The organism is Kosakonia pseudosacchari (genome assembly GCF_900184035.1).
In the GTDB taxonomy this organism is placed as follows: Bacteria; Pseudomonadota; Gammaproteobacteria; order Enterobacterales; family Enterobacteriaceae; genus Kosakonia; species Kosakonia pseudosacchari.
In genome coordinates, this window is sequence record NZ_FXWP01000025.1 from 361,364 (window position 1) to 386,950 (window position 25,587).

The following is a 25,587-nucleotide window of genomic DNA, read 5'->3' on the forward strand; positions in this document are numbered from 1 at the left end:
TTATGTCAGCAGTAATCAGTGACGCCTGGCGCCAGCGCTTTGGCGGCACCGCGCGGTTGTATGGTGAAAAAGCGCTGCAGTGGTTTGCCGACGCGCACATTTGTGTGGTGGGCATTGGCGGTGTCGGCTCGTGGGCGGCGGAAGCGCTGGCGCGAACCGGCATTGGTGCTATCACGCTGATTGATATGGATGATGTCTGCGTGACCAACACCAACCGGCAAATTCACGCCCTGCGTGACAATGTGGGGCTGGCGAAAGCCGAAGTCATGGCGGAACGTATTCGCCAGATCAACCCGGAGTGCCTGGTCACCGTGGTTGATGATTTTGTTACTGCCGATAACGTCGCACAGTTAATGCGCCGTGACTACAGCTATGTGATTGACGCGATTGACAGTGTGCGCCCCAAAGCGGCGCTCATTGCTTACTGCCGGCGCAATAAGATCCCGCTGGTAACGACCGGCGGCGCGGGTGGGCAGATCGATCCGACACAGATCCAGGTGAGCGATCTGGCGAAAACCATTCAGGATCCGCTGGCGGCGAAACTGCGCGAGCGGTTAAAAAGCGATTTTGGCGTGGTCAAGAACAGTAAAGGCAAGCTGGGTGTGGATTGTGTATTTTCCACCGAAGCGCTGGTTTACCCGCAGGCGGATGGCTCTGTGTGTGCCATGAAAAGCACGGCGGAAGGGCCAAAACGCATGGATTGCGCTGCTGGTTTTGGCGCGGCGACCATGGTCACCGCGACGTTTGGCTTTATCGCGGTTTCCCATGCGCTGAAAAAACTGATGGCGAAAGCCGAACGTCAGGCCAGCGCCTGACGGGCTGCTTCCTGCACGGCGGCAGCCAGCGCCGCCAGCCCCTGGCTACGCGAGGCGCTAAGCTGGCCACGTAACCCCAGCTCATCAAACAGCGCCAGCGGATCGTTTTTCACCAGCGCTTGCGGGTGCTTGCCTTCTACCGCGGTGAGCAGGATGGCCAGCAACCCGCGCACGATGCGGCCTTCACTGTCGCCAAAAAAGTGCATTTTCCCGTCCGCGCCGAGCGTGGAACCCAGCCAGACACGGTTTTCGCAGCCGGGAATTTCCCGCGCCTGCGCTTTTAGTTCATCTGTTGCGGCGGGTAACTGCTTACCAAGCAGGATTAACTGGCGATACTTATCTTCCCACTGGTTCAGTACGCCAAATGTCTGGCGCAGTGTCTCTTCGGTTACCACCGTGCCGAACGGATGTCCGGCAAAAGCTGGGCTGGTCATGCATCCCCCAGAATGTCGAGCGCGCGATCAACGGCGCCGATCAGCGCATCAACATCGTGTTGCGTATTATAAGGAGCAAATGAAGCGCGCAGCGTACCACTGACTCCCAGCGCCGCCAGCAACGGCTGTGCGCAGTGCTGACCGGCACGTAGCGCAATACCGTAACCGGCAAGGAGCGTCACCATATCGCTGTGGTGAATACCGTCGAAATCGAAAGCCAACAGGCTCGAATCCTGGCAGCGGAAAGAGCGGAAACCCGGGCGCTGTGCCAGTTGCTCCTCCGCAAGCGTGGCTAACCCACGGCTGTAACTCTCCGCCTGGACAATATCCAGCGTATCCAGCCACTCGAGCGCGGCGCTTAAACCAATCACCCCCGCAACGTTAGGTGTCCCGGCTTCCAGCTTGTACGGCACCGGTTGCGTGGTGAAACCATCAAATGTCACTTCGGTAATCATCTTTCCGCCGCCGAGCCACGGTGTCATTTCATTGAGCAGTTCCGCTTTGCCGTACAGCACGCCGATGCCGTTTGGCCCATAGAGCTTGTGGCCGGAAAAAGCATAGAAGTCGATATCCAGACGCTGCACGTTCGCCGGGAAATGCACCACGCCTTGTGCGCCGTCAACTACCACGACCATGCCTGCCGCATGTGCCAGGGTAATGGCGCGTTCCAGATCCGGGCAGCCACCGGTGACGTTAGACATCTGCCCAAGCGCCAGAATTCGGCTTCGTGGGGTAATGAGCTGCGGTAATTGCGCGATATCCGGTAAGTGGTCGGCTCCCAATGGTAATTTCACCACTTTTGCGCCGGTTTGCTGCGCGACCATCAGCCACGGTACCAGGTTCGCGTGGTGTTCCGCTTCACTGACGAGGATTTCATCCCCGGCTTGCAAACGCGGGCGGGCGTAGCATTGCGCGACCATATTGATGGCTTCTGTGGTGCCGCGCGTCCAGACGATATTTTTCCCGGACGGCGCGTTAAGGAGGGCGGCGACCTGTTCGCGAGCCGCTTCATAGCGGGCGGTGAGCTGTTGCGCCTGCGCGAACTGGCTGCGATGCACGTTGCCTGCGCTCAGGCTATAGAACTGTTGCGTGGCATCAATCACGGCCTGCGGCTTCAGGGCGGTAGCGGCGCTGTCGAGATAGACGCCCGCATCGGCAAGCGCCGGAAACTGCGCGCGAAAGTGCGCTGGGTTAAATGCGTTCATGCGATTCCTCATCTAATTACGCAGATCGTCGCGCAATTTTTCGGTCGTAGCAAGGCAGTTGATAACCATCAGAATTGTCTGTTTGTCCTGGCAGAGTCCGGTAAGCAGGTTATGCTGAATAGTGTTAGTTAATCGTTCGAGACTCTTCCGTGAAGAGTGTTTCACAGCATTAATTGCCAGAAGGAGAAGAAGATGAAAAAGGCTGCCGCAATTATTTCTGCATGTGCTTTTGCTTTTGCCCTGAGCGCCTGTTCCAGCCCGAACTATGCGTTACACACCAACGATGGTCGTACGATTATTTCGGAAGGTAAGCCGAAAACCGACGATCAGACCGGCATGATCTCTTATAAAGACGCCAACGGTAATGAGCAACAGATCAACCGTACCGACGTCAAAGAGATGGTCGCGCTGGATAAATAACCCTGATTTCAGGTAAAAAAAAGCACCGCAATCTTGCGGTGCTACATTAATCACTATGGACAGACAGGGTAAATGTACAGGAAGTGAAAAAGGGGTAGCGTCGCTACCGGGGTCTGAATCGCAGACCAAATTGCAAACACAACAACACAACATCACAACCGTAAGCCAAAAGCCCTTCAGAACACGCATTCCAAAAAAAGCTTCTCGTTCCGGCTCAGGAAGTGCCGCCACTATAGGTATTTGCTGGTAGAAGCTCAACGGACAATTTATAATGGCTCAGATAAAAAAAACTAATAGGTTAAACACTGTTTCCTGTTTGTTAAATTGCCTTTACATCTAAGCCTGATAACCATGTCCAAGCGATTACCGCCACTGAATGCATTACGTGTTTTTGATGCCGCTGCCCGCCATCTGAGTTTTACTCGCGCCGCCGATGAGCTTTTTGTGACACAGGCCGCAGTAAGCCATCAAATCAAGTCTCTCGAGGATTTTCTCGGCCTGAAATTGTTCCGTCGACGCAACCGTTCGCTGCTGCTTACCGAGGAAGGTCAGAGTTATTTTCAGGATATCAAAGAGATATTTTCCCAGCTCAATGAGGCCACGCGCAAACTGCAAGCACGCAGTGCAAAAGGCGCGCTCACGGTCAGTTTATTGCCCAGTTTTGCCATTCAATGGTTAGTGCCGAGGCTTTCTAGCTTTAACTCAGCTTATCCGGGAATTGACGTGCGTATCCAGGCGGTTGACCGCGAAGAGGACAAACTGGCGGACGATGTCGACGTGGCGATTTTTTACGGTCGCGGCAACTGGCCAGGGCTACGTGTTGAAAAATTGTACGCGGAATACTTGCTGCCAGTCTGCTCGCCGTTATTACTCACCGGTGATAAGGCGTTGAAAAAGCCTGAAGATCTGGCGCATCACACCTTGCTGCATGATGCTTCTCGTCGCGACTGGCAAACTTATACGCGCCAGTTAGGTCTTAATCTTAATGTTCAGCAGGGACCGATTTTCAGCCACAGCTCGATGGTGTTGCAGGCAGCTATCCACGGACAGGGGATCGCGCTGGCCAACAATGTAATGGCACAGTCCGAAATTGAGGCAGGCCGTCTGGTCTGCCCGTTTAATGATGTTCTGGTCAGTAAGAATGCGTTTTATCTGGTTTGTCATGACAGCCAGGCAGAACTGGGTAAAATAGCCGCCTTTCGTCAGTGGATCCTGGCAAAAGCGGCCAGCGAACAGGAAAAGTTCCGTTTCCGTTACGAACAATAATTCGCGCGCGTACGGCGCGTATGACTTTTAGGGTACTCACATGACCAGCCGTTTTATGCTGATTTTTGCCGCGGTAAGCGGTTTCGTTTTTGTCGCGCTGGGGGCTTTCGGCGCGCACGTGTTACGCAAATCTTTGGGCGTGGTGGAGATGAGCTGGATCCAGACCGGGCTCGAATATCAGGCATTCCATACGCTCGCGGTGCTTGGGCTGGCGGTGGCGATGCAGCGCCGCATCAGCATCTGGTTTTACTGGAGCAGCGTTTTTTTGGCGTTCGGCACCGTGTTGTTTAGCGGTAGCCTTTATTGCCTGGCGCTCTCACATTTACGCCTGTGGGCGTTTGTTACGCCGGTCGGTGGCGTCTGTTTTCTCATCGGCTGGGCATTAATGTTAGTTGGCGCAATTCGTCTGAAACGTAGGGGCGTTGTTCATGAATAAAGTGGTATTGCTGTGCCGCCCGGGTTTTGAGAAAGAGTGCGCAGCAGAAATTACCGATAAAGCTGGCCGCCTTGAGGTGTTCGGTTTCGCGCGTGTGAAAGAGAACGCGGGCTATGTGGTGTTTGAATGCTATCAGCAAGACGACGCTGACAAACTGGCGCGTGAGTTGCCGTTCAGTTCGCTGATTTTTGCCCGCCAGATGTTTGTCGTCGGCGAGCTGCTGCGCGACTTACCGCCGGAAGATCGCATTACGCCGATCGTTGGCATGTTGCAGGGCGTCGTGGATAAAGGCGGCGATTTGCGTGTCGAAGTGGCCGATACCAACGAAAGCAAAGAGCTGATGAAGTTCTGTCGCAAGTTTACCGTTCCGTTGCGCAGTGCGCTGCGTGAAGCGGGCATCCTGGCGCGGAGTGATTCAGCGAAGCGCCCGGTGGTTCATGTGTTCTTTATTGCGCCGGGTTGTTGCTATACCGGTTATTCGTACTCCTTTAACAACTCACCGTTTTATATGGGCATTCCGCGTCTGAAGTTCCCGTCCGATGCGCCAAGCCGTTCAACATTGAAACTGGAAGAGGCGTTCCACGTCTTTATTCCGGCAGATGAGTGGGACGAACGCCTGGCAAACGGAATGTACGCGGTGGATCTCGGTGCGTGTCCGGGCGGTTGGACCTATCAGCTGGTGAAACGCAATATGTGGGTAGCGTCAGTCGATAACGGCCCGATGGCGCAAAGCCTGATGGATACCGGCCAGGTGACCTGGCTGCGTGAAGATGGTTTCCGCTACCGACCGAACCGCAATAACATCTCATGGATGGTGTGTGACATGGTGGAGAAACCGGCGAAAGTCGCCGCTCTGATGGCGCAGTGGCTGACCAATGGCTGGTGTCGGGAAACCATTTTCAACCTCAAGCTGCCGATGAAAAAGCGTTACGAAGAGGTGTCGAACAACCTGGCGTATATCCAGGCGCAACTGGATGAGCATAACGTCGCCGCGCAGATTCAGGCGCGTCAGCTCTATCATGACCGTGAAGAAGTGACGGTGCATGTGCGCAGAATGTGGGCTGCGGTAGGCGGGCGTCGCGACGAGCGCTAGCCGCCGGTTCATCACTTTCTTCTGAACCCGGACGTGCGCAAAAATCTTTTCGTTTCGGTTTTTGCACGCAGGGCGGGTTCAGGGGATCAGCAAGATAACGCCAGCAATGCTGGCGTTAATTTTTGGTGGTTTTCGCCAGTTCGCTCACCAGCGGCAACATGATGCGCACCACGTCGCGGCTACGGCGCTCAATGCGCCCCGGTAGTGCCTGGTCGATATACTGCTGGTTATCCAGCCGGGCATTATGGTGGCTTACGCCTTCCGGGAAAGTTTTGGATTTAGCGCGCTGCTGGTTGCCGTCTTTCAGGCCCAGCGACCAGTTTGTCGCTTCCACCGACAGCACTGGAATAGACGCCTGATCAAACACCTGCGCATCATTAGCGCTGTGGTTGCTTTTGGTGGCTGTGACCGGGGCGCTTAACGCCTGAATGCCGTGCGAGCGGGCAATAGCCAGTGCCCGATCCCGCGTCAGTTTGCGCACAGAAGCTGGCGTGTTTTTCCCGCTGCTAAAGTAGAGCTTGTCGCCGACGATCAGGTTATTCATGTTGATCACCAGTAACGTGTTTTTGCGCTCTTTGTCGCTCATTCGCGCAAGGTAGCTCTCTGCGCCAAGCTGGCCTTCCTCTTCGCCGCTGGTGGCGACGAAACGAATACCGTATTGGGTTGGCGTCTGCTTCAGCGCTTGCGCCAGCTCCAGCATTACGCCCACAGCCGCCGCGTTATCATCGATCCCCTGCAGCGTTAAACCGCCAAGGTTGTTGTCGACATCCGCGTCGCTGCGCGGCGCATAGGTGTCGAGGTGCGCCATAATGATGATCTGTTGCGGCAGTTTGCCCTCATGCGCGGCAATCACCGTGCTGCCGGTAACGTTTTGCCAGTTCTGCTGGTTATCTTTCGCCGTATAGCGGTAGCGGGTTTTGAATTTACGGATATCGCTCTGGTAGCCCATTTGTTCAAATTGTTGCTGAACATAATCCGCAGAGAGCATTTCAGCGGGGGTGCCGGTCATACGTCCCGGGAACAGGGTGGCAATGTGACGGGCCTGCTCAGTTGCAAAGTCGCCGGGTTGAGATGTCCGGGCAGAAACCGGGAGGATAAAGCATACGCCGAGCGCCAGGGCAGCGGTACGGAGGCGCAATGCGGAAAACATAGTGAGTCCTTTAAGCAGCAGAATTTTTACCGCGCTTAGTATGAAACTGTGACCCGCTTTACACAATTTCATTTCTTCTTAACCTTCCGAAAATGTTGATGTTAAGCACTTTTTGATATTTGCTTTGCACAAGCGTTATTCCTTTGCGGAACTACTCATTCCAATTCGTAATTTCATTCGTTCTGAACCGCCCCCTATAGTCCCTCTATTGCTGGCTGTGAGTGAGTTACTGCGTTGTGGATTACCTGCCGTTATTTGCTGCTGTAAAAGACCGCCCCGTTTTAGTGATTGGCGGCGGCGAAATCGCCGCGCGCAAGATTGCCTTTTTGCGTCGCGCTGGCGCACATGTGCAAGTGGTGGCGAAACGGCTGGAACCACAGTTGCAGCAACTTGCCGATGCGCAATCGCTTCACTGGCTGGCTACCGAGTTTGACGAATCGCAACTGGACGCGGTTTTTCTGGTGATTGCCGCGACCAACGATTCGGCGCTGAACCGCCGGGTGTTCGACGCCGCCAATGCGCGTCATCGGCTGGTGAATGTGGTGGATGACCAACCGCTGTGCTCCTTTATTTTCCCGTCGATTGTGGATCGTTCACCGTTACTGGTGGCCATCTCTTCCGGCGGTAACGCGCCGGTGCTGGCGCGGTTACTGCGTGAAAAGATTGAAGCGCTGCTACCGGGCAATCTCGGGCGCATGGCAGAGGTCGCCGGGCGCTGGCGGACGCGCATCAAAGCGTTTCGCCGCACTACCGACGAGCGGCGTCGTTTTTGGGAAAACGCTTTTCGCGGGCGTTTCGCCAGCCTGATGGCGGCGGGTGACGAACCGGCAGCGGAAAAAGCGCTGGAAGCGGAGCTGGCGCAGCCTGGCTCAAGCGACGGTGAAATCATTCTGGTTGGTGCCGGGCCTGGCGATGCCGGACTGCTGACGCTGCGGGGCTTGCAGGTTATCCAGCAGGCAGACGTGGTGTTTTATGACCACCTCGTGAGCGATGCGGTGCTGGAATTGGTGCGGCGGGACGCAGAGAAAATCTGCGTTGGCAAACGTGCCGGTTCGCACGCTGTCGCGCAGCATGATACCAACCGCATGTTAGTGGACGCGGCGCGCGAGGGGAAAACGGTGGTGCGCCTGAAAGGCGGCGATCCGTTTATCTTCGGACGCGGTGGCGAAGAGCTACAGGCGGCGGCTGAGGCGGGCATTCCTTTCCAGGTGGTGCCGGGCGTTACGGCAGCATCGGGTGCGACAGCCTATGCGGGCATCCCGCTGACGCACCGGGATTTTGCCCAGAGCGTCACCTTTGTGACTGGCCACTATAAAGCCGACAGCGCGCCGTTTGACTGGTCGCAGCTGGCGCAGAGCCGCCAGACGCTGGCTATCTATATGGGCACGATGAAGGCAGCCGAAATCAGCGAACAACTGATGACCCATGGGCGGGACAAAACCACGCCAGTGGCGGTGATTTCCCGCGGTACGCGTGCGGATCAGCACGTCGCTACCGGCACATTAGAACAACTTGAGGAACTGGCGAAAGCCGCCCCGATGCCTGCCCTGCTGGTGGTGGGCGAGGTGGTTGGGCTACATCGCGAACTCGCCTGGTTCCGGCATACGACAGCGACGGACGCGTTCGACGCCTCCGTGATTAATCTGGCTTAAGGAATGGTTATGGATCAAAAACGACTCACTCATCTGCGACAACTGGAGGCGGAAAGCATCCATATTATCCGCGAAGTGGCCGCCGAATTTTCCAACCCGGTGATGATGTACTCCATCGGCAAAGATTCCAGCGTGATGCTGCATCTGGCACGCAAAGCCTTCTACCCAGGTACGCTACCGTTCCCGCTGCTGCATGTGGATACCGGCTGGAAATTCCGTGAGATGTACGAATTCCGTGATCGCACAGCAAAGGCCTATGGTTGTGAGCTGCTGGTGCATAAAAACCCGGAAGGGGTGGCGATGGGCATTAACCCGTTCGTACACGGCAGCGCCAAACACACCGATATCATGAAAACCGAAGGGCTGAAGCAGGCGCTGAATAAATACGGTTTTGACGCGGCCTTTGGCGGCGCGCGCCGTGACGAAGAGAAATCGCGCGCCAAAGAGCGCATTTACTCCTTCCGCGACCGTTTTCACCGCTGGGATCCGAAAAACCAGCGCCCGGAGCTGTGGCATAACTACAACGGCCAGATCAACAAAGGCGAAAGTATTCGCGTCTTCCCTCTCTCTAACTGGACCGAGCTGGATATCTGGCAGTATATCTTCCTGGAAAATATTGAAATCGTGCCGCTCTACCTGGCGGCGGAACGCCCGGTGCTGGAGCGCGACGGCATGCTGATGATGATCGACGATGACCGTATCGATCTGCAGCCGGGCGAAGTGATTGAGCAGCGGATGGTGCGTTTCCGCACACTTGGCTGCTGGCCGTTGACAGGCGCGGTGGAATCGAGCGCACAGACGCTGCCGGAAATTATTGAAGAGATGCTGGTTTCCACCACCAGTGAACGTCAGGGGCGCGTGATCGACCGCGACCAGGCCGGCTCCATGGAGCTGAAAAAACGTCAGGGATACTTCTAAGGAGCCGCCATGAACACCACGATTGCACAACAGATTGCCAATGAAGGCGGCGTCGAAGCGTATCTGCATGCTCAGCAGCATAAAAGCCTGCTGCGCTTTTTAACCTGCGGCAGCGTCGATGACGGCAAAAGTACACTGATTGGTCGTCTGCTGCACGATACCCGCCAGATCTACGAAGATCAGCTCTCTACGCTGCACAACGACAGTAAACGTCACGGCACCCAGGGTGAAAAGCTCGATCTGGCGCTGCTGGTGGATGGCCTGCAAGCGGAGCGCGAGCAGGGCATTACCATTGATGTGGCGTACCGCTATTTCTCCACGGAGAAGCGCAAATTTATCATCGCCGATACGCCGGGGCATGAGCAGTACACCCGAAATATGGCGACCGGTGCGTCGACCTGCGATCTGGCGATTTTGTTGATCGATGCGCGTAAAGGCGTGCTGGATCAGACTCGCCGCCACAGCTTTATCTCTACCTTGCTGGGTATCAAACATCTGGTGGTGGCGGTGAACAAAATGGACCTGGTGGATTTCAGCGAAGAGACGTTCGACAACATTCGTCAGGATTACCTCACCTTTGCCGGACAACTACCGGGCAATCTCGATATCCGCTTTGTACCGCTTTCGGCGCTGGAAGGGGATAACGTTGCCAGCCAGAGCGAGAAAATGCCGTGGTACAGCGGCCCGACACTGCTGGAAGTGCTGGAAACCGTAGAAATCCAGCGCGTGGTGGATACGCAACCAATGCGCTTCCCGGTGCAGTACGTTAACCGTCCAAACCTCGATTTCCGTGGTTTCTCCGGTACGCTCGCCTCCGGCGTGGTGAAAGTCGGCCAGCGTATCAAAGTGCTGCCGTCCGGCGTGGAGTCGTCCATTGCCCGTATCGTCACATTTGATGGCGATTTACAGGAGGCGGGGGCTGGTGAAGCGATTACGCTGGTACTGAAAGATGAGATCGATATCAGCCGTGGCGACTTGATTCTGGATGCGCAAGAGACGCTGCCTGCCGTACAGAGCGCATCGCTCGATGTCGTGTGGATGGCGGAACAGCCACTGCAACCGGGTCAGAGCTATGACATCAAAGTGGCCGGCAAAAAAACGCGCGCCCGCGTTGATGGTATCCACTATCAGGTGGACATCAATAACCTGACGCAACGCCAGGTCGAAACCTTGCCGCTGAATGGCATAGGCCTGGTGGATCTGACGTTTGACGAACCGCTGACGCTGGATGCTTATCAACAGAACCCGGTCACCGGCGGCATTATCTTTATCGATCGCCTGAGTAACGTGACCGTTGGCGCAGGGATGGTACGTGAGGTTCATATCCAGCAGCAGGCCAGCACATCCGAGTTCAGCGCATTCGAACTGGAACTGAATCAGCTGATTCGTAAGCACTTCCCGCACTGGGGCGCGCGCGATCTGCTGGGAGGCAAGTAATGGCGCAGCATGACGAAAATGTCGTCTGGCACGCGCACCCGGTGACGCCTGAAGCGCGCGAGCAACTCCACGGTCACCGTGGAGTTGTGTTGTGGTTTACCGGCCTTTCCGGCTCGGGAAAATCGACCGTCGCGGGGGCGCTGGAAGAGGCGCTGCACCGTGCGGGCGTTAGCACCTATTTGCTGGATGGCGACAATGTGCGCCATGGTTTGTGCAGCGATTTAGGCTTTAGCGACGTCGATCGCAAAGAGAATATCCGTCGCGTGGGCGAAGTGGCCAAATTAATGGTTGAAGCGGGGCTGGTCGTGCTCACCGCGTTTATCTCACCGCACCGCGCCGAGCGACAAATGGTGCGCGATCGCCTCGGAGAAGGGCGGTTTATCGAGGTGTTTGTTGATACGCCGCTGGCTATCTGCGAAACGCGCGATCCTAAGGGGTTGTATAAGAAAGCGCGTGCGGGTGAACTTCGCAACTTCACCGGCATCGATTCGGTTTACGAAGCGCCGCAATCGCCGGAAGTGCATCTGGACGGCGAACAATTGGTAACAAATTTGGTCAGCCAATTATTAGACCTCCTCCGGCAGGGCGATATTATCAGATCCTGAGACGGTACTGGTGATACACGCCATCTTCAGGTTTTCCGGCGTTGATGTCTGCGCCGCCTGAACGAGGGTGTGTATTTCCGTTACCGGTCGTACAGGCAACAGGATCAGATATGCGCAACAGTCAGAACATCACCATTCCACGGTCGCAGTCGATGACGACCACCACCGATGAAGCCACTACATGGTCGTTCCCTGGAGCGGTTGTGGGCTTTGTCGCATGGCTGCTGGCGCTCGGCATCCCGTTCATGATTTACGGTTCCAATACGCTGTTTTTCTTTCTCTACACCTGGCCTTTTTTTCTCGCCCTGATGCCCGTATCCGTCGTGGTCGGCATTGCGCTGCATTCGCTCCTCGATGGCAAGCTGCTTTATAGCAGTGTGGCGACACTGTTGACGGTGATCGCCATGTTCGGCGTGCTGTTTATGTGGCTGATGGGTTAACGCAATCCCTACGTCAAACCGTAACGCTCATTAAGGCAATGTGTCCGGCTACGGATCGACAGACATTTATGGTAAAGTCTGGCGCTTGCGCGGCATCACCCGGCTGGAGTGGAGTCTGACGAAAAGTTATGGGATGATGATGCCGTTTTTCAGGGGGCAGGATGGGTAAACTAACGCTGCTATTGCTGGCTTTGCTGGTCTGGCTACAGTATTCGCTGTGGTTCGGCAAGAATGGTCTGCATGATTACGGCCGCGTCAGCGAAGATGTGGCGGCACAGCAGGCGACAAACGCCAAATTAAAATCGCGTAACGATCAGCTTTTCGCCGAAATTGACGATCTCAATGGCGGTCAGGAAGCGATTGAGGAACGCGCTCGCAACGAATTAACGATGACCAGGCCGGGCGAAACATTTTATCGTCTGGTGCCGGACGCCTCAAAGCGCGCGTCGGGCTCAGCGCAAAACACGCAAAATACACAAAATACGCAGAACAGACCTTAAATAATCCCGGACTCACGACATGTCAGCAATGATCCCGGACGTCTGTGCCGTGGTGCCGGCCGCCGGATTTGGCCGCCGCATGCAAACGGAATGTCCTAAGCAGTATCTCTCCATCGGTGATAAAACCATTCTTGAGCACGCGGTCGCCGCGTTGCTCGCCCATCCGCGCGTTAGCCGCGTGATTATTGCGGTCAGCCCAGGCGATGAACGTTTCGCGCAGTTACCCCTTGCCAGCCATCCGCAAATCACCGTGGTGAACGGTGGCGCAGAGCGCGCGGATTCCGTGCTGGCGGGCTTGAAGGCCGCCTCGGGCGCACAGTGGGTGCTGGTGCATGATGCCGCGCGGCCTTGTCTGCATCAGGATGATTTGAACCGCCTGCTGGCGCTGAGTGACACCAGCCGCGTGGGCGGGATTCTTGCTGCCCCGGTGCGTGACACCATGAAGCGCGCCGAACCCGGTAAGACCGCGATTGCTCACACCGTTGAGCGCAATGACTTATGGCATGCGCTAACGCCGCAGTTTTTCCCGCTGCCGCTGCTGCACGACTGCCTGACCCGCGCGCTGAACGAAGGCGCTGTAATTACTGATGAAGCCTCAGCGCTGGAGTATTGTGGTTTTCACCCGGAGCTGGTCGCCGGACGCGCGGATAACATTAAAGTCACCCGACCCGAAGATTTACGACTCGCAGAATTCTACTTGACCCATGCAGACCTCCAGGAGAAAGCATAATGCGCATTGGACACGGTTTTGACGTACACGCCTTTGGAGGCGTTGGCCCGATTATCATTGGTGGTGTGCGCATTCCCTTCGAAAAAGGCCTGCTGGCTCACTCCGATGGTGATGTCGCGCTGCATGCGTTGACCGACGCGCTGCTGGGCGCGGCGGCGCTGGGCGATATTGGCAAATTGTTCCCGGACACCGATCCGGCGTTCAAAGGCGCAGACAGCCGCGAGCTGCTGCGTGAAGCCTGGCGGCGCATTCAGGCGAAAGGCTACACGCTTGGCAACGTCGATGTCACTATCATCGCCCAGGCACCGAAAATGCTGCCGCATATTCCGCAGATGCGCGTGTTTATCGCTGAAGATCTCGGCTGTCATATGGATGATGTCAACGTCAAAGCCACCACCACCGAGAAACTCGGCTTTACCGGCCGTGGCGAAGGTATCGCTTGTGAAGCGGTGGCGCTGCTGGTGAAGGCGGCGAAATGACAGATTTTGACAACCTGACATTTTTGCACGGCAAACCGGTGGCAAGCGGCGTTCTGAAAGCCAATCCGGAAGATTTCGTGGTGGTTGAAGATCTTGGCTTTGAACCTGATGGCGAAGGCGAACATATTCTGGTACGCATCGTGAAAAATGGCTGCAATACGCGTTTTGTGGCTGATGCGCTGGCAAAATTCCTTAAAATCCATGCGCGTGAAGTAAGCTTCGCCGGGCAAAAAGATAAACACGCTGTCACTGAGCAGTGGCTGTGTGCCCGCGTGCCGGGTAATGCGATGCCCGATCTCAGCGCATTTCAGCTGGAAGGCTGCAAAGTGCTGGAATATGCCCGCCACAAGCGCAAGCTGCGCCTCAGTGCGCTGAAGGGTAATGCGTTTACGCTGGTGCTGCGCGAAATCAGCGACCGTGCGGATGTTGAGGCGCGTTTGCAGGCCATCGCACAGAAAGGTGTACCGAATTATTTCGGCGCTCAGCGCTTTGGTATCGGTGGCAACAACCTGCAAGGCGCGCTTCGCTGGGCGCAGAGCGATGCACCGGTGCGCGATCGTAACAAGCGCAGTTTTTGGTTGTCGGCAGCGCGCAGCGCGTTGTTTAATCAAATCGTCAGTACGCGATTGAAAAAAACAGACTTTAATCAAGTTGTTGACGGCGATGCGCTACAATTAGCGGGGCGCGGCAGCTGGTTTGTTGCAACCTGTGAAGAGCAGGCGGAACTGCAAACGCGCGTTGAGGCGAAAACGCTGATGATTACCGCATCGCTGCCAGGCAGCGGTGAGTGGGGCACACAGCGTGACGCGCTGGCGTTTGAACAACAGGCGGTTGCTGATGCGCCTGAGCTACAGGCGCTGTTGGTGCGGGAGAAAGTCGAAGCCGCGCGCCGCGCGATGCTGCTCTACCCGCAAAAATTAAGCTGGAACTGGTGGGATGACGTCACCGTCGAATTACGGTTCTGGCTTCCGGCGGGCAGTTTTGCTACCAGTGTCGTCAGGGAACTTATTAACACATCGGGTGATTATGCGAATATTGCTGAGTAACGATGACGGGATCCACGCGCCGGGTATCCAGACGCTGGCAAAGGCTCTTCGAGAGTTTGCCGACGTTCAGGTCGTCGCTCCCGATCGTAACCGCAGCGGCGCGTCTAATTCGCTGACGCTTGAATCCTCGCTTCGTACTTTTACCTTTGAAAACGGCGATATCGCCGTCCAGATGGGCACGCCGACCGATTGCGTTTACCTGGGCGTGAATGCGCTGATGCGCCCGCGCCCGGATGTGGTGGTGTCTGGTATTAATGCCGGGCCGAACCTTGGCGATGATGTTATCTACTCCGGTACGGTTGCCGCTGCGATGGAGGGGAGACACCTGGGATTCCCGGCGCTGGCGGTGTCGCTTAATGGGCATACGCATTATGACACCGCCGCAGTGGTCACCTGTTCTCTCTTACGCGCGTTAAGCCGCGAACCGCTGCGAACCGGGCGTATTTTGAATATAAACGTCCCGGATCTGCCGCTGGATGAGATCAAAGGCATTCGCGTGACGCGTTGTGGCAGCCGTCATCCGGCGGATCAGGTGATTCCACAACAAGATCCGCGCGGTAACACGCTTTACTGGATTGGCCCGCCCGGCGAGAAATGCGATGCCGGGCCGGATACCGATTTCGCCGCCATTGATGAAGGCTATGTTTCCGTGACGCCGCTGCATGTGGATTTAACCGCTTACAGCGCGCATGATGTGGTGTCGGGTTGGTTGGATCGTGCCGGGGTGAACAGGCAATGGTAAGCAAACGCGTACAGGATCTTCTCAATCAATTACGCGCGCAGGGCATTAAAAACGAGCAGGTGCTTGAGGCGTTGTCACAAGTGCCGCGCGAGAAATTCATCGACGAGGCGTTTGAACACAAAGCGTGGGATAACGTCGCGTTACCTATTGGTCAAGGGCAAACCATTTCTCAACCCTATATGGTGGCGCGAATGACCGAACTGCTGGAGTTGACGCCGGCCTCGCGGGTGCTGGAAATTGGCACCGGTTCGGGGTATCAGACCGCCATTCTGGCGCGCCTGGTGCAACATGTTTGCTCGGTTGAACGCATCAAAGGGTTGCAATGGCAGGCGCGTCGCCGCCTGAAGCAGCTTGATTTACATAATGTTTCTACTCGTCATGGCGATGGCTGGCAGGGGTGGCAGGCTCGTGCGCCGTTTGACGCCATTATCGTGACCGCTGCACCGCCGGAAATCCCGGCTGCGCTGATGTCGCAGCTTGATGACGGCGGCATTCTCGTTTTGCCCGTGGGCGATGAACTCCAGCATTTAAAGCGGGTTCGTCGGCGGGGAAGCGAATTCATTATCGATACCGTTGAAGCCGTACGCTTTGTTCCGCTGGTGAAAGGCGAACTGGCCTGAGAAACAGAGTTTTCCTGGGTTTTTCAGGCAATAACAGCGTATGGTGAGCACATTTGCCGTAAACGTTCGCGGTTATCTTTAAGTCATTGGTAATTTACATATTGTTGGGGGATAAATGAGCGCGGGAAGCCCAAAATTAACCGTAAGCCGTGTTGCGGCATTATCGCTGGTTTCACTTTGGCTGGCAGGGTGTTCAAATTCCACTAATGCTCCTGCCCCGGTCAGTTCCGTTGGCGGTATGAAGAGCGCCAGCAGTAATAATTCCAGTTCCGGTATGTTAATCACGCCGCCGCCAAAACTTGGCACGTCCGCGCAGCAACCGCAAATTCAGCCGGTACAGCGTCCTGCCGTTCAGCCGACGCAGATCCAGCCTGTCGCACAGCAGCCCGTTCAGACGGTGAATGGCCATATCGTCTATAACCGCCAGTATGGCAATATTCCTAAAGGCAGCTACACCGGCGGCAGCACCTACACCGTTAAGCGTGGCGATACGCTGTTTTATATCGCGTGGATCACCGGGAACGATTTCCGTGACCTCGCGCAGCGTAATCACGTTGCCGCGCCGTATAGTCTTGAAGTCGGACAAACCTTACAGGTTGGCAACGCATCCGGTACGCCAATTACCGGTGGTAACGCCATAACTCAGGCTGATGCTTCTGCGCAAGGAATCGTCTCAAAACCTGCACAAAATTCAACCGTAGTGGTTGCTTCGAAACCGACAATTACGTATTCTGAAGATTCAGGTGAACAAAGTGCTAACAAAATGTTGCCGAATAATAAGCCTGCGACTATCGTCACAGCGCCTGTTACGGCTCCTTCTGTAAGCTCAACCGAACCGACTGCCAGCAGTACATCAACCAGCGCGCCGATTGCTTCATGGCGCTGGCCGACTGAGGGCAACGTTATCGATAACTTCTCTGCGACCGAAGGTGGCAATAAAGGTGTCGATATTGCGGGCAGTAAAGGACAGGCTATCGTCGCGACCGCAGATGGGCGCGTTGTATATGCCGGTAACGCACTGCGCGGTTACGGTAATTTGATCATCATAAAACACAACGATGATTACCTGAGTGCCTACGCCCATAACGACACAATGCTGGTCCGGGAACAACAAGAAGTTAAGGCGGGGCAGAAAATCGCTACCATGGGTAGCACCGGAACCAGTTCTACACGCTTGCATTTTGAAATTCGTTACAAGGGGAAATCCGTAAACCCGCTGCGTTATTTGCCGCAGCGATAAATCGGTGCAAAGTGGATGAAGTACTCCCCATTTGAGTCGTTGCAGCGTGCGCAGATGCCGCTGCAGCCGGCGAAATGAGTAGTCTTCAGGTGCTTTGCCCAGGGATCACGGGTAGGAGCCACCTTATGAGTCAGAATACGCTGAAAGTTCATGATTTAAATGAAGACGCGGAATTTGATGAGAACGGAGTAGAGGCTTTTGATGAGAAAGCCTTAGTAGAAGAGGAACCCAGTGATAACGACCTGGCTGAAGAGGAGCTGTTGTCGCAGGGCGCTACCCAGCGTGTTTTAGACGCTACTCAGCTGTACCTTGGGGAAATTGGGTACTCCCCGCTCTTAACGGCCGAAGAAGAAGTCTATTTCGCACGCCGTGCGTTACGTGGTGACGTAGCCTCTCGCCGTCGCATGATCGAAAGTAACCTGCGTCTGGTGGTGAAAATTGCCCGTCGTTATAGCAATCGTGGTCTGGCGCTGTTGGATCTGATTGAAGAGGGTAATCTGGGGCTGATCCGCGCCGTTGAGAAATTTGACCCGGAACGCGGGTTCCGTTTCTCAACGTATGCCACCTGGTGGATCCGTCAGACTATTGAACGGGCAATCATGAACCAAACCCGTACTATTCGTCTGCCAATCCACATTGTTAAAGAGCTGAACGTCTATCTGCGTACTGCACGCGAGTTGTCCCATAAACTGGACCACGAGCCGAGCGCGGAAGAGATTGCCGAACAGCTGGATAGACCTGTTGATGATGTCAGCCGCATGCTGCGTCTCAACGAGCGCATTACCTCAGTTGATACACCGCTGGGCGGTGATTCTGAAAAAGCGCTGCTGGATATCCTGGCCGATGAGAAAGACAACGGCCCGGAAGACACCACGCAAGACGATGATATGAAACAAAGCATCGTTAAATGGCTGTTCGAACTGAACGCCAAACAGCGTGAAGTGCTGGCGCGTCGTTTCGGTCTGCTGGGTTATGAAGCTGCGACACTGGAAGATGTGGGCCGCGAAATTGGTCTCACTCGTGAACGTGTTCGCCAGATTCAGGTTGAAGGTCTGCGTCGTCTGCGTGAAATCCTGCAAACGCAAGGGCTGAATATCGAAGCGCTGTTCCGCGAATAAGCATCATTTCACGACAAAAAGGCCGCTCCCAGATGACGCGGCCTTTTTTCTTTGCCTGCAATTTACCGTGACGCTGCCTGTGCCGTTTCATGCAAATGACGCCACAACACGCGCCCTTGCTGAAATTGAAACACCACCGTTGACCAGCGTACATGCTCACCCTGCGTTTCCCGGTAGATTATTACCGCGCCACCGTCCCACTCCGCCAGCGATTCAATGTTATCGACAACAATCTTCAACCCCGCGCGACTGCCGCGTTGCGCCTGGAAAAAACCGGCAAGTGCTGAGTAGTCCAGAGATGCGCCGGAAAGCGTTACCATGGAAAAGTTTTTCGCAAAGCGCGCCATCAATGCTTCCAGTTCGCCTTCACCCCGGCTGAGCCAGTTTTCGATGGCGACATGTGCGTCAATAATTTCTGTGACATAGGGCTTCATGGTTTCTCCTGATGCAGATAGGGCAGTGTTTGTTGGTTATTCAGCCGCAGGGCGGCCACCAGCGGTAACAAGGAAAAGGCGGCAGCGGTAATAAACGTTCCGCGCCAGGCCAGTATGGGAGGAAACAGCTGCTGTAACGCGCTCAATACGAACGCCAGCAACGTTGTCCCGAGGAAGAAACTCAGTTGCCGGTTAAGATTCCACAACGCGCTGGCATCGGGCATCTCATGATGGGTAATCGTCAAAAAGGCACTGCTTTGCGCGGTACTGCTGCACAAACTTCCACCCGCGCCCATCAACGTAAATGCCACGATAACGATGCTGGCAGGCGTCTCTGGCGAAACGCCCGTTAACAGCAATATCCCGACAGCCTGTAATAAACAGCCAGTGATGATGAATGGTCGGGGGCCAAGATGGTTGAAATAGCGGCCGCTAAAACAGATCGCGGCAAAAGAAGCCAGCGACCACGGGATCATCAACGCGCCGGTCATTGCCGGCGACATCCCGGCGATGCGCTGCAAATAAAACATGCCCACCACACTCACACCGATGAACATCCCCGGCACGCAGAGATAAATCAGCATGGCGAAGCGCAACAGCGAGTTACGTAGCAAGGGCAAATGCAGCAGGCGCGACGATCCGCTAGCCACAGGCTCGTCTTTTAGCCAGAGGATCGCGAGTAGCAGCGTTATCAGCGCAACAGGCAGCGTGGCGAAGAAAATCCAGCGCCAGCTAAAAGACGCTACCAGCACGCCGCCGATCGCGGGTGAGCAGGCGGGGGCCAGCAGCGCGACCAGCATCACGGCGGATGAGACTCTGGCACGTTCATGGGGTTTATATTGCTGCCAGGTTAACGCCTGGCCCACCGGGATCAGTAGCCCGCCGCCCATGCCTTGCACTACGCGGCAGAAAATCAGACCGCCAGCAGAGCTGGCACAGCCTGCCGCCATTGCCGCGGCGCTGAATACTATCAGCGAAAAGATAAAGATCCGTCGTGCACCAAAACGTCTGGTGAGCCTTGCACTAAACGGGATCGCCAGCGTTAAACCGGCGATATAGCCGTTGCTGACCCATGCCAGCGTGGCAACGGAAGCCTGCAAGCTCACCGCCATCGCCGGAAACGCCACGCTGGCAATAAACATATTGATTAGATCGAGAAAAAAGCCCAGCAGATAAACCACCGCGACCTTGTTGCGATACACCATTTTCTGCCCTCCTGTGTGGAGGCGTAATGTAGCGGGGCGATGGGACGGGATAAACGGCGCGCCGGGCGATATACTGTCAAAATTATTTTTACAATGATGGAAAACCGATGCTCAATTTATCGCGGATGGCTATCTTTGTTGCCGTGGTCGATACCGGCAGTTTCACCGCGGCTGCCGTTGCACTTGGGCAAACCAAAGCGGTGGTCAGCTTTAATATCCGCCAACTGGAAAACGAACTCGGCGTCACGTTATTGCTGCGCTCAACGCGGCGGTTAACGCTAACCGATGCGGGACGTGTGTTTTATCAGCGTGGTGTTGAGCTGCTCCAAGCCGCAGAGACGTTGCAAGATGAGGTCCGGGCGAGCCATGTAGGTTTATGCGGTGAGCTGCGGATCACCAGCACACCGGAGTATGGCGCACTGGTTGTGGTGCCGGCGCTGGCGGCGTTTGGTAAAGATCACCCCGGTTTACGCATCCGCCATGTGGCATCGTCGCAGCATAATGATTTGATTTCAGAGCGTTTTGATGTGGCGATCCGCTTAGGATCGCTGGCGGATTCGCGCTATCACGCAGCATTGATTTCACGCTTCCTGGTTGTGCCAGTGGCAACGCCCGAATGGTTGAGCACCCATCCAGTGACCTCGCTGCAAGCGCTGGCGCAGGCGGAGTGGATTATTCACGAGCGCTTAAGCGCACCGTTGCGCTGGCAGGTTACCGATGCCAGTGGGCGCAGTGAAACGCTGGAAATCACCGCGACTGCGCGATTATCCGCTGATAGTGCGCAGGCGTTAATGGCATTCGCGCTGGCCGGTTGTGGTGTGGCGTTGTTACCGCTGTGGCTGGTGCAAACGGCGCTGGACAGCCACCGGCTTGTTCATCTGTTACCCCAATACCGCTTCGCGCAGCAGGGGGTTTATGCCGTCTATGCGGATGCGCAGCATCAGCCAGCCAAAGTCCGCGCGTTTGTGGATTTTTTGCGTGCTCGTCTGGCGTAGCGCTTAAGCCATCGCTGCACACTTAAAACGGTTTGAAAACTGCCCGGCATCGTCATTAAAGGGGAAACATCCGCAGTACATGTATGGCTTGAGTATCAGCCCGTCCTGATAAAAGTTGTCAGGAGGTGGTCATCACGAACCGCTGTGCTGTTCCGGACGCGCGTTTTATATGGTGTCGCAAGGTTTTGGTTCTGCGCCGCAAGTGCCGCGGATTCCGCCGTAGCTGGCGCATTCGTGAAGATCCCTCTCCCGTTCAGGGAGAGGGAAGAGGGGTTACAGCAGGTTTTTCAGACGGTAGATCCACTCCAGCGCCTGGCGCGGCGTGAGGCTATCCGGATCGAGGTTTTCCAGCGCTTCAACCGCCGGGTTTGTCTCTTCTGGTGCCGCCAGCAGCGACATCTGCGTGCCGTCGATCTGTGTGGCTGCAGCACTCGGCGACAGGCTTTCCAGTTCGCGCAATTTACCGCGCGCGCGCTTGATCACCTCTTTGGGGACACCCGCCAGCGCCGCGACCGCCAGGCCGTAGCTCTTACTGGCCGCGCCATCCTGCACGCTGTGCATAAAGGCGATGGTATCGCCATGCTCCAGCGCATCGAGATGCACATTCGCCACGCCTTCCATTTTTTCCGGCAGTTGCGTCAGCTCGAAATAGTGGGTGGCAAACAGCGTCAGCGCTTTGATCTTATTCGCCAGATTTTCCGCGCACGCCCACGCCAGCGACAGGCCATCATACGTTGATGTGCCGCGACCGATTTCGTCCATCAGCACCAGGCTGTTTTCCGTGGCGTTATGCAGAATATTGGCGGTTTCGGTCATCTCCACCATAAACGTGGAGCGCCCGCTGGCCAGATCGTCCGCCGCGCCGACGCGGGTAAAGATGCGATCGATAGGCCCGATCTCCACTTTTTGCGCCGGAACATAGCTGCCGATATAGGCCAGCAGAGCAATCAGCGCGGTCTGGCGCATATAGGTACTTTTACCGCCCATATTCGGGCCGGTGATGATTAACATCCGGCGCTGCGGTGACAGGTTCAGCGGGTTGGCGATAAACGGCTCTTTCAGCACTTGCTCCACCACCGGATGGCGGCCTTCGCTAATGCGGATGCCCGGTTTTTCGCTAAAGGTCGGGCAGCAGTAATTCAGGGTATAAGCACGCTCCGCCAGGTTGACCAGCACATCCAGCTCTGCCAGTGCGGCGGCGCTCTGCTGCAAATCCGCCAGATGCGGCATCAGCAGATCAAACAGTTCCTCATAAAGCTGTTTTTCCAGCGCCAGCGCTTTACCTTTGGAGGTCAGAACTTTGTCTTCGTACTCTTTCAGTTCCGGAATAATGTAACGCTCAGCGTTTTTCAGCGTCTGGCGGCGCACATAGTGAATCGGCGCCAGATGGCTTTGCCCACGGCTAATCTGGATGAAATAGCCGTGTACCGCGTTATAGCCCACTTTCAGCGTATCCAGCCCCAGCCGCTCACGTTCGCGGATCTCGAGGCGGTCGAGATAATCGGTCGCGCCATCCGCCAGCCCGCGCCACTCATCCAGCTCGGCGTTATACCCCGGCGCAATCACGCCTCCATCGCGCACCAGCACCGGTGGTGCTTCAATGATGGCGCGCTCCAGTAGTTCGCGTAATTCGACAAACTCACCCATTTTTTCGCGCAGCGCCTGCACCGGTGCGCTGTCAATATCCGCCAACTGGCTGCGCAGTTCCGGTAATTGCTGGAAAGCGTAACGCATGCGCGCCAGATCGCGCGGACGGGCGGTGCGCAGCGCCAGACGCGCCAGAATACGCTCCAGATCGCCCACCTGGCGCAGCACCGGTTGCAGCTCGCTGGTATGTTCCTGCAACGCGCTGATGGTTTGCTGACGCTCGGTCAGCACTTTTGTATCGCGCACCGGCATATGCAGCCAGCGTTTGAGCATACGGCTGCCCATTGGTGTGACGGTGCAGTCGAGCACCGATGCCAGCGTGTTTTCGACGCCGCCCGCCAGGTTCTGGGTGATCTCCAGATTCCGGCGCGTCGCGGCATCCATAATGATGGTGTCCTGCTGGCGCTCCATGGTGATGGAGCGAATATGCGGCAGGGCGGTGCGCTGCGTGTCTTTTACATATTGCAGCAGGCAACCGGCGGCGCACAGGCCGCGCGGCGCGTTCTCTACACCAAAACCGACCAGGTCGCGCGTGCCGAACTGCATATTTAATTGTTGGCGCGCGGTGTCAATTTCGAACTCCCACAGCGGGCGGCGGCGCAAACCGCGACGGCCTTCAATCAGCGCGGTTTCCGCGAAATCTTCCGCATAGAGCAATTCCGCCGGATTGGTGCGTTGCAGCTCAGCCGCCATGGTGTCGCGATCCGCCGGTTCGCTAACCCGAAAACGCCCGGAACTGATATCCAGCGTTGCGTAGCCAAACCCTTTGCTGTCCTGCCAGACGGCGGCGAGCAGGTTGTCCTGGCGCTCCTGCAACAGCGCTTCATCGCTGATAGTGCCTGGCGTGACAATGCGCACTACTTTACGTTCGACCGGCCCTTTACTGGTGGCCGGATCGCCAATCTGCTCGCAAATCGCCACCGATTCACCAAGGCTCACCAGCTTCGCCAGATAGTTTTCCACCGCATGATGCGGTACACCCGCCATCGGAATCGGTTCACCGGCAGACGCGCCGCGTTTGGTCAGCGAAATGTCCATCAGCTGCGAAGCGCGTTTGGCGTCGTCGTAAAACAGCTCGTAGAAGTCGCCCATACGGTAGAACAGCAGAATATCCGGATGCTGCGCTTTCAGCTTCAGATACTGCTGCATCATTGGCGTATGTGCGTCGAAATTGTCGATAGTACTCATCGGTCAGTGATGTCCATTATCGTGAAATGTATGAGTGGATCTTTTGTTGTTCTGGTTAGCGATCACTCTGCCAGGGCAGCATGATAACGAAGTCTGAGGAGCGGGGAAACAGGAAGGAAAAACCTGGCTTCCCACCCTGCGGGAAGCCAGGCGAAGCGTTACAGTGCGGCGGCTTTCGGGAAATCCACAACCGTGTCATTGACGCGGTTAATCATATTGGTAAACAGAATGGCGCTGATGGCGCTGATTATCTCGACAATCTGGCGATCCGCGAAACCGGCGTCGCGCAGCGATTCAACTTTTTCTGCCGGCAGCGTACCGTGCGTGGTGACCACGGTTTTTACGAATTTCAGCAGCGCGTCAATGTGCGCATCTTCAGGGAATTCACCCCGGCGCAGTTGTTGCGTTTGCTCCACGCTATAACCCGCCATTTTGCCCGTTAACGTATGCGCGGCCAGGCAGTAGTCACAGCCGGAAATTTCACTGACCAGTAAGTTGATCGCTTCCAGCTCTTTTTTATTCAGCGAACTTTTTGCCAGTGCGGCATTATGTTGTAACGCCTGAGCAAGCATCTCCGGGGCAATGCCAATGGTCTGGTAGGCATTAGGTACTTTACCCATTGCTTTCTTAATGGCACCGAAAAGATCGGCGGTTTTATCGGTGGCGTTTTCGGGTTGAATGGATGTTAAACGGCTCATGATTATCTCCTGTCAGTGTATGGGGTCCGCCGTATCGGCGATGTACTCATAGTAGGGAGAAAGCGTTCGGGTAACGGTTATACATCGTCTCTATTTTTTGTCTTATCGTCTCAGAGGGAAATGTGGATAGCCTCAGCCAACTGCTTGCGATGCTGGCGCCAACATGCGCTGTGAACCTCCATTGCCGCTTTGCCGGGCGGTGGGAAGCCGACCATCAACAACTTGCGCCTGGCGTGGTGCCCTGGCATGTGGTTTTGCACGGCGAAGCGAGGCTGGTGGTAGAAGGTCGACATGTGGATGTGTGCGCAGGCGATGTGCTCCTGTTGCCTCACGGAACGCCGCATCTGCTCCAGAGCCTGGTCGAGTGGGGGCAGATGGTTCCGGCGTTAAAGCATGATAACGGTATCCTGACAGAAGTCCGCAGCCCGGCAAAAGGCGCGGCGGTGGAAGTGCTGTGCGGTGAATTTGATTTTGGCCCGCACAGCGGCTGGTTGTTCGCCCATGAAAACCATCTTATTCATCTGCAAACCAACCACTGGCAAGCCTGTCCTGAACTGGAAATGTTGCTGATGATGCTGGTGCGAGAAAGCCTCGGTTCGCTGCCGGGGAATGCGACGATTGCCAAAGGGCTGGCCGATACGCTGCTGGCGCTGATCTTGCGCCTGCTGCTCTCATTACATGAGCCGCCAGCCGGTCTGCTCAGGCTGATGAGCAACAAACGGCTTGCCCCTGCGTTACTGGCCGTTATCGCCGATCCTGCGCGCCCGTGGACGCTGGAAACGCTGGCCGAACGCTGCTTTTTGTCCCGCGCGACCTTTGCCCGCTATTTTGCCCGCAGCTATCCGCTTACGCCGCAGGCGTGGCTTTCCCAACTGCGCATGGCGATGGCCTCGCAGTTACTCATTACGCAAGCGGGTTTAACTATCGACGCTGTTGCCGAACGATGCGGGTTCCTTTCGCTGTCCTCGTTTTCGAAAGGGTTTAAACGGCTGTATGGTGTGAGCCCCGCGCAATACCGCAAACGCCGAACCCATCTGCAAACGCCTCAGCCATAGCGGCGGTGAATGCAAAAAC

At 56.0% G+C, this 25,587-nt stretch carries 27 protein-coding genes; 20 read left to right on the forward strand and 7 right to left on the reverse strand.

The features are described 5' to 3' along the window. Window positions 1-2: 2 nt before the first annotated feature. Complete coding sequence (gene tcdA, locus BN2591_RS20265) at window positions 3-815, forward strand: tRNA cyclic N6-threonylcarbamoyladenosine(37) synthase TcdA (protein ID WP_086873610.1); 813 nt, start codon at window positions 3-5, stop codon at window positions 813-815. Here tcdA and csdE read toward each other — a convergent pair. Both csdE and csdA read right to left on the reverse strand, forming a co-directional pair. Continuing rightward, window positions 800-1,249: a cysteine desulfurase sulfur acceptor subunit CsdE gene (gene csdE, locus BN2591_RS20270; RefSeq protein ID WP_086873611.1), complete on the reverse strand. Its 450-nt coding sequence runs from the start codon at window positions 1,247-1,249 to the stop codon at window positions 800-802. The two genes, tcdA and csdE, sit on opposite strands and share 16 nt — an antisense overlap. Beyond that, complete coding sequence (gene csdA / locus BN2591_RS20275) at window positions 1,246-2,454, reverse strand: cysteine desulfurase CsdA (protein WP_086873612.1); 1,209 nt, start codon at window positions 2,452-2,454, stop codon at window positions 1,246-1,248. Before csdA ends, csdE begins: the two co-directional genes overlap by 4 nt. Window positions 2,455-2,646: 192 nt before the next feature. Between csdA and BN2591_RS20280 the strand changes: the two genes are divergently transcribed. The 4 genes from BN2591_RS20280 (at window position 2,647) to rlmM (ending at window position 5,669) form a co-directional block, all read left to right on the forward strand. Then, window positions 2,647-2,874, forward strand: coding sequence for a YgdI/YgdR family lipoprotein (locus BN2591_RS20280; RefSeq protein ID WP_020455037.1), 228 nt, complete (start codon window positions 2,647-2,649; stop codon window positions 2,872-2,874). 351 nt (window positions 2,875-3,225) lie between these two features. Then, window positions 3,226-4,140: a glycine cleavage system transcriptional regulator GcvA gene (gene gcvA, locus BN2591_RS20285; protein ID WP_017457703.1), complete on the forward strand. Its 915-nt coding sequence runs from the start codon at window positions 3,226-3,228 to the stop codon at window positions 4,138-4,140. A gap of 40 nt (window positions 4,141-4,180) precedes the next feature. Beyond that, window positions 4,181-4,576, forward strand: a complete 396-nt coding sequence (locus BN2591_RS20290) for a DUF423 domain-containing protein (RefSeq protein ID WP_020455036.1) — start codon at window positions 4,181-4,183, stop codon at window positions 4,574-4,576. Continuing rightward, entirely contained in the window at window positions 4,569-5,669 is a 1,101-nt protein-coding gene (rlmM, locus tag BN2591_RS20295) for a 23S rRNA (cytidine(2498)-2'-O)-methyltransferase RlmM (RefSeq protein WP_086873613.1), read from the forward strand. The genes BN2591_RS20290 and rlmM overlap by 8 nt, the downstream gene beginning before the upstream one ends. A 115-nt stretch (window positions 5,670-5,784) precedes the next feature. On the opposite strand, the gene BN2591_RS20300 is transcribed toward rlmM, so the two are convergent. Beyond that, the gene (locus tag BN2591_RS20300; RefSeq protein ID WP_086873863.1) at window positions 5,785-6,819 is read right to left on the reverse strand and encodes an aminopeptidase; all 1,035 of its coding nucleotides are present in this window, start codon (window positions 6,817-6,819) and stop codon (window positions 5,785-5,787) included. 236 nt (window positions 6,820-7,055) lie between these two features. On the opposite strand from BN2591_RS20300, the gene cysG reads away from it, so the two are divergent. From cysG to rpoS, 13 genes are all read left to right on the forward strand, one after another. Continuing rightward, window positions 7,056-8,471 (forward strand): siroheme synthase CysG, encoded by a 1,416-nt coding sequence (gene cysG, locus BN2591_RS20305; protein ID WP_086873864.1) that lies wholly within the window; start codon window positions 7,056-7,058, stop codon window positions 8,469-8,471. Between the two features lie 9 nt (window positions 8,472-8,480). After that, entirely contained in the window at window positions 8,481-9,389 is a 909-nt protein-coding gene (gene cysD / locus BN2591_RS20310; RefSeq protein WP_007370382.1) for a sulfate adenylyltransferase subunit CysD, read from the forward strand. 9 nt (window positions 9,390-9,398) lie between these two features. Beyond that, a complete protein-coding gene (gene cysN, locus BN2591_RS20315; RefSeq protein ID WP_086873614.1) occupies window positions 9,399-10,826 on the forward strand; it encodes a sulfate adenylyltransferase subunit CysN in 1,428 nt (475 codons plus the stop codon). Then, window positions 10,826-11,431, forward strand: a complete 606-nt coding sequence (cysC, locus tag BN2591_RS20320; protein ID WP_086873615.1) for an adenylyl-sulfate kinase — start codon at window positions 10,826-10,828, stop codon at window positions 11,429-11,431. The genes cysN and cysC overlap by 1 nt, the downstream gene beginning before the upstream one ends. Before the next feature lie 110 nt (window positions 11,432-11,541). After that, a complete protein-coding gene (locus tag BN2591_RS20325; RefSeq protein WP_086873616.1) occupies window positions 11,542-11,871 on the forward strand; it encodes a DUF3561 family protein in 330 nt (109 codons plus the stop codon). Window positions 11,872-12,032: 161 nt separating this feature from the next. Next, window positions 12,033-12,371 carry a cell division protein FtsB gene (gene ftsB, locus BN2591_RS20330; protein ID WP_086873617.1) on the forward strand — a complete coding sequence of 113 codons (339 nt, stop codon included), beginning with the start codon at window positions 12,033-12,035 and terminating at the stop codon, window positions 12,369-12,371. A 19-nt stretch (window positions 12,372-12,390) separates the two neighbouring features. Beyond that, on the forward strand, window positions 12,391-13,101 hold the full coding sequence (gene ispD / locus BN2591_RS20335) for a 2-C-methyl-D-erythritol 4-phosphate cytidylyltransferase (protein ID WP_086873618.1): 711 nt from the start codon (window positions 12,391-12,393) through the stop codon (window positions 13,099-13,101). Continuing rightward, window positions 13,101-13,580 carry a 2-C-methyl-D-erythritol 2,4-cyclodiphosphate synthase gene (gene ispF, locus BN2591_RS20340; protein WP_017457714.1) on the forward strand — a complete coding sequence of 160 codons (480 nt, stop codon included), beginning with the start codon at window positions 13,101-13,103 and terminating at the stop codon, window positions 13,578-13,580. Before ispD ends, ispF begins: the two co-directional genes overlap by 1 nt. Then, on the forward strand, window positions 13,577-14,626 hold the full coding sequence (truD, locus tag BN2591_RS20345) for a tRNA pseudouridine(13) synthase TruD (RefSeq protein WP_086873619.1): 1,050 nt from the start codon (window positions 13,577-13,579) through the stop codon (window positions 14,624-14,626). The genes ispF and truD overlap by 4 nt, the downstream gene beginning before the upstream one ends. Then, window positions 14,607-15,368, forward strand: a complete 762-nt coding sequence (gene surE, locus BN2591_RS20350) for a 5'/3'-nucleotidase SurE (RefSeq protein WP_086873620.1) — start codon at window positions 14,607-14,609, stop codon at window positions 15,366-15,368. The genes truD and surE overlap by 20 nt, the downstream gene beginning before the upstream one ends. After that, on the forward strand, window positions 15,362-15,988 hold the full coding sequence (locus tag BN2591_RS20355) for a protein-L-isoaspartate(D-aspartate) O-methyltransferase (protein ID WP_086873621.1): 627 nt from the start codon (window positions 15,362-15,364) through the stop codon (window positions 15,986-15,988). Before surE ends, BN2591_RS20355 begins: the two co-directional genes overlap by 7 nt. A 166-nt stretch (window positions 15,989-16,154) precedes the next feature. Further along, on the forward strand, window positions 16,155-17,228 hold the full coding sequence (gene nlpD, locus BN2591_RS20360; protein WP_228007867.1) for a murein hydrolase activator NlpD: 1,074 nt from the start codon (window positions 16,155-16,157) through the stop codon (window positions 17,226-17,228). A gap of 125 nt (window positions 17,229-17,353) precedes the next feature. Further along, window positions 17,354-18,346, forward strand: coding sequence for an RNA polymerase sigma factor RpoS (gene rpoS, locus BN2591_RS20365; protein WP_086873623.1), 993 nt, complete (start codon window positions 17,354-17,356; stop codon window positions 18,344-18,346). Between the two features lie 62 nt (window positions 18,347-18,408). Here rpoS and BN2591_RS20370 read toward each other — a convergent pair whose 3' ends face one another. Together BN2591_RS20370 and BN2591_RS20375 are read right to left on the reverse strand one after the other, a co-directional pair. Continuing rightward, the gene (locus BN2591_RS20370) at window positions 18,409-18,780 is read right to left on the reverse strand and encodes a DUF4440 domain-containing protein (RefSeq protein WP_086873624.1); all 372 of its coding nucleotides are present in this window, start codon (window positions 18,778-18,780) and stop codon (window positions 18,409-18,411) included. Continuing rightward, a complete protein-coding gene (locus tag BN2591_RS20375) occupies window positions 18,777-19,985 on the reverse strand; it encodes an MFS transporter (protein ID WP_086873625.1) in 1,209 nt (402 codons plus the stop codon). The genes BN2591_RS20370 and BN2591_RS20375 overlap by 4 nt, the downstream gene beginning before the upstream one ends. 107 nt (window positions 19,986-20,092) lie before the next feature. On the opposite strand from BN2591_RS20375, the gene BN2591_RS20380 reads away from it, so the two are divergent. Then, window positions 20,093-20,980, forward strand: coding sequence for a LysR family transcriptional regulator (locus tag BN2591_RS20380; protein ID WP_086873626.1), 888 nt, complete (start codon window positions 20,093-20,095; stop codon window positions 20,978-20,980). 273 nt (window positions 20,981-21,253) lie between these two features. Here BN2591_RS20380 and mutS read toward each other — a convergent pair whose 3' ends face one another. Together mutS and BN2591_RS20390 are read right to left on the reverse strand one after the other, a co-directional pair. After that, the gene (gene mutS, locus BN2591_RS20385) at window positions 21,254-23,815 is read right to left on the reverse strand and encodes a DNA mismatch repair protein MutS (RefSeq protein ID WP_086873627.1); all 2,562 of its coding nucleotides are present in this window, start codon (window positions 23,813-23,815) and stop codon (window positions 21,254-21,256) included. 158 nt (window positions 23,816-23,973) lie between these two features. Next, the gene (locus BN2591_RS20390; RefSeq protein ID WP_086873628.1) at window positions 23,974-24,513 is read right to left on the reverse strand and encodes a carboxymuconolactone decarboxylase family protein; all 540 of its coding nucleotides are present in this window, start codon (window positions 24,511-24,513) and stop codon (window positions 23,974-23,976) included. Between the two features lie 122 nt (window positions 24,514-24,635). Between BN2591_RS20390 and BN2591_RS20395 the strand changes: the two genes are divergently transcribed. After that, entirely contained in the window at window positions 24,636-25,568 is a 933-nt protein-coding gene (locus BN2591_RS20395) for an AraC family transcriptional regulator (protein WP_086873629.1), read from the forward strand. Window positions 25,569-25,587 lie beyond the last annotated feature (19 nt).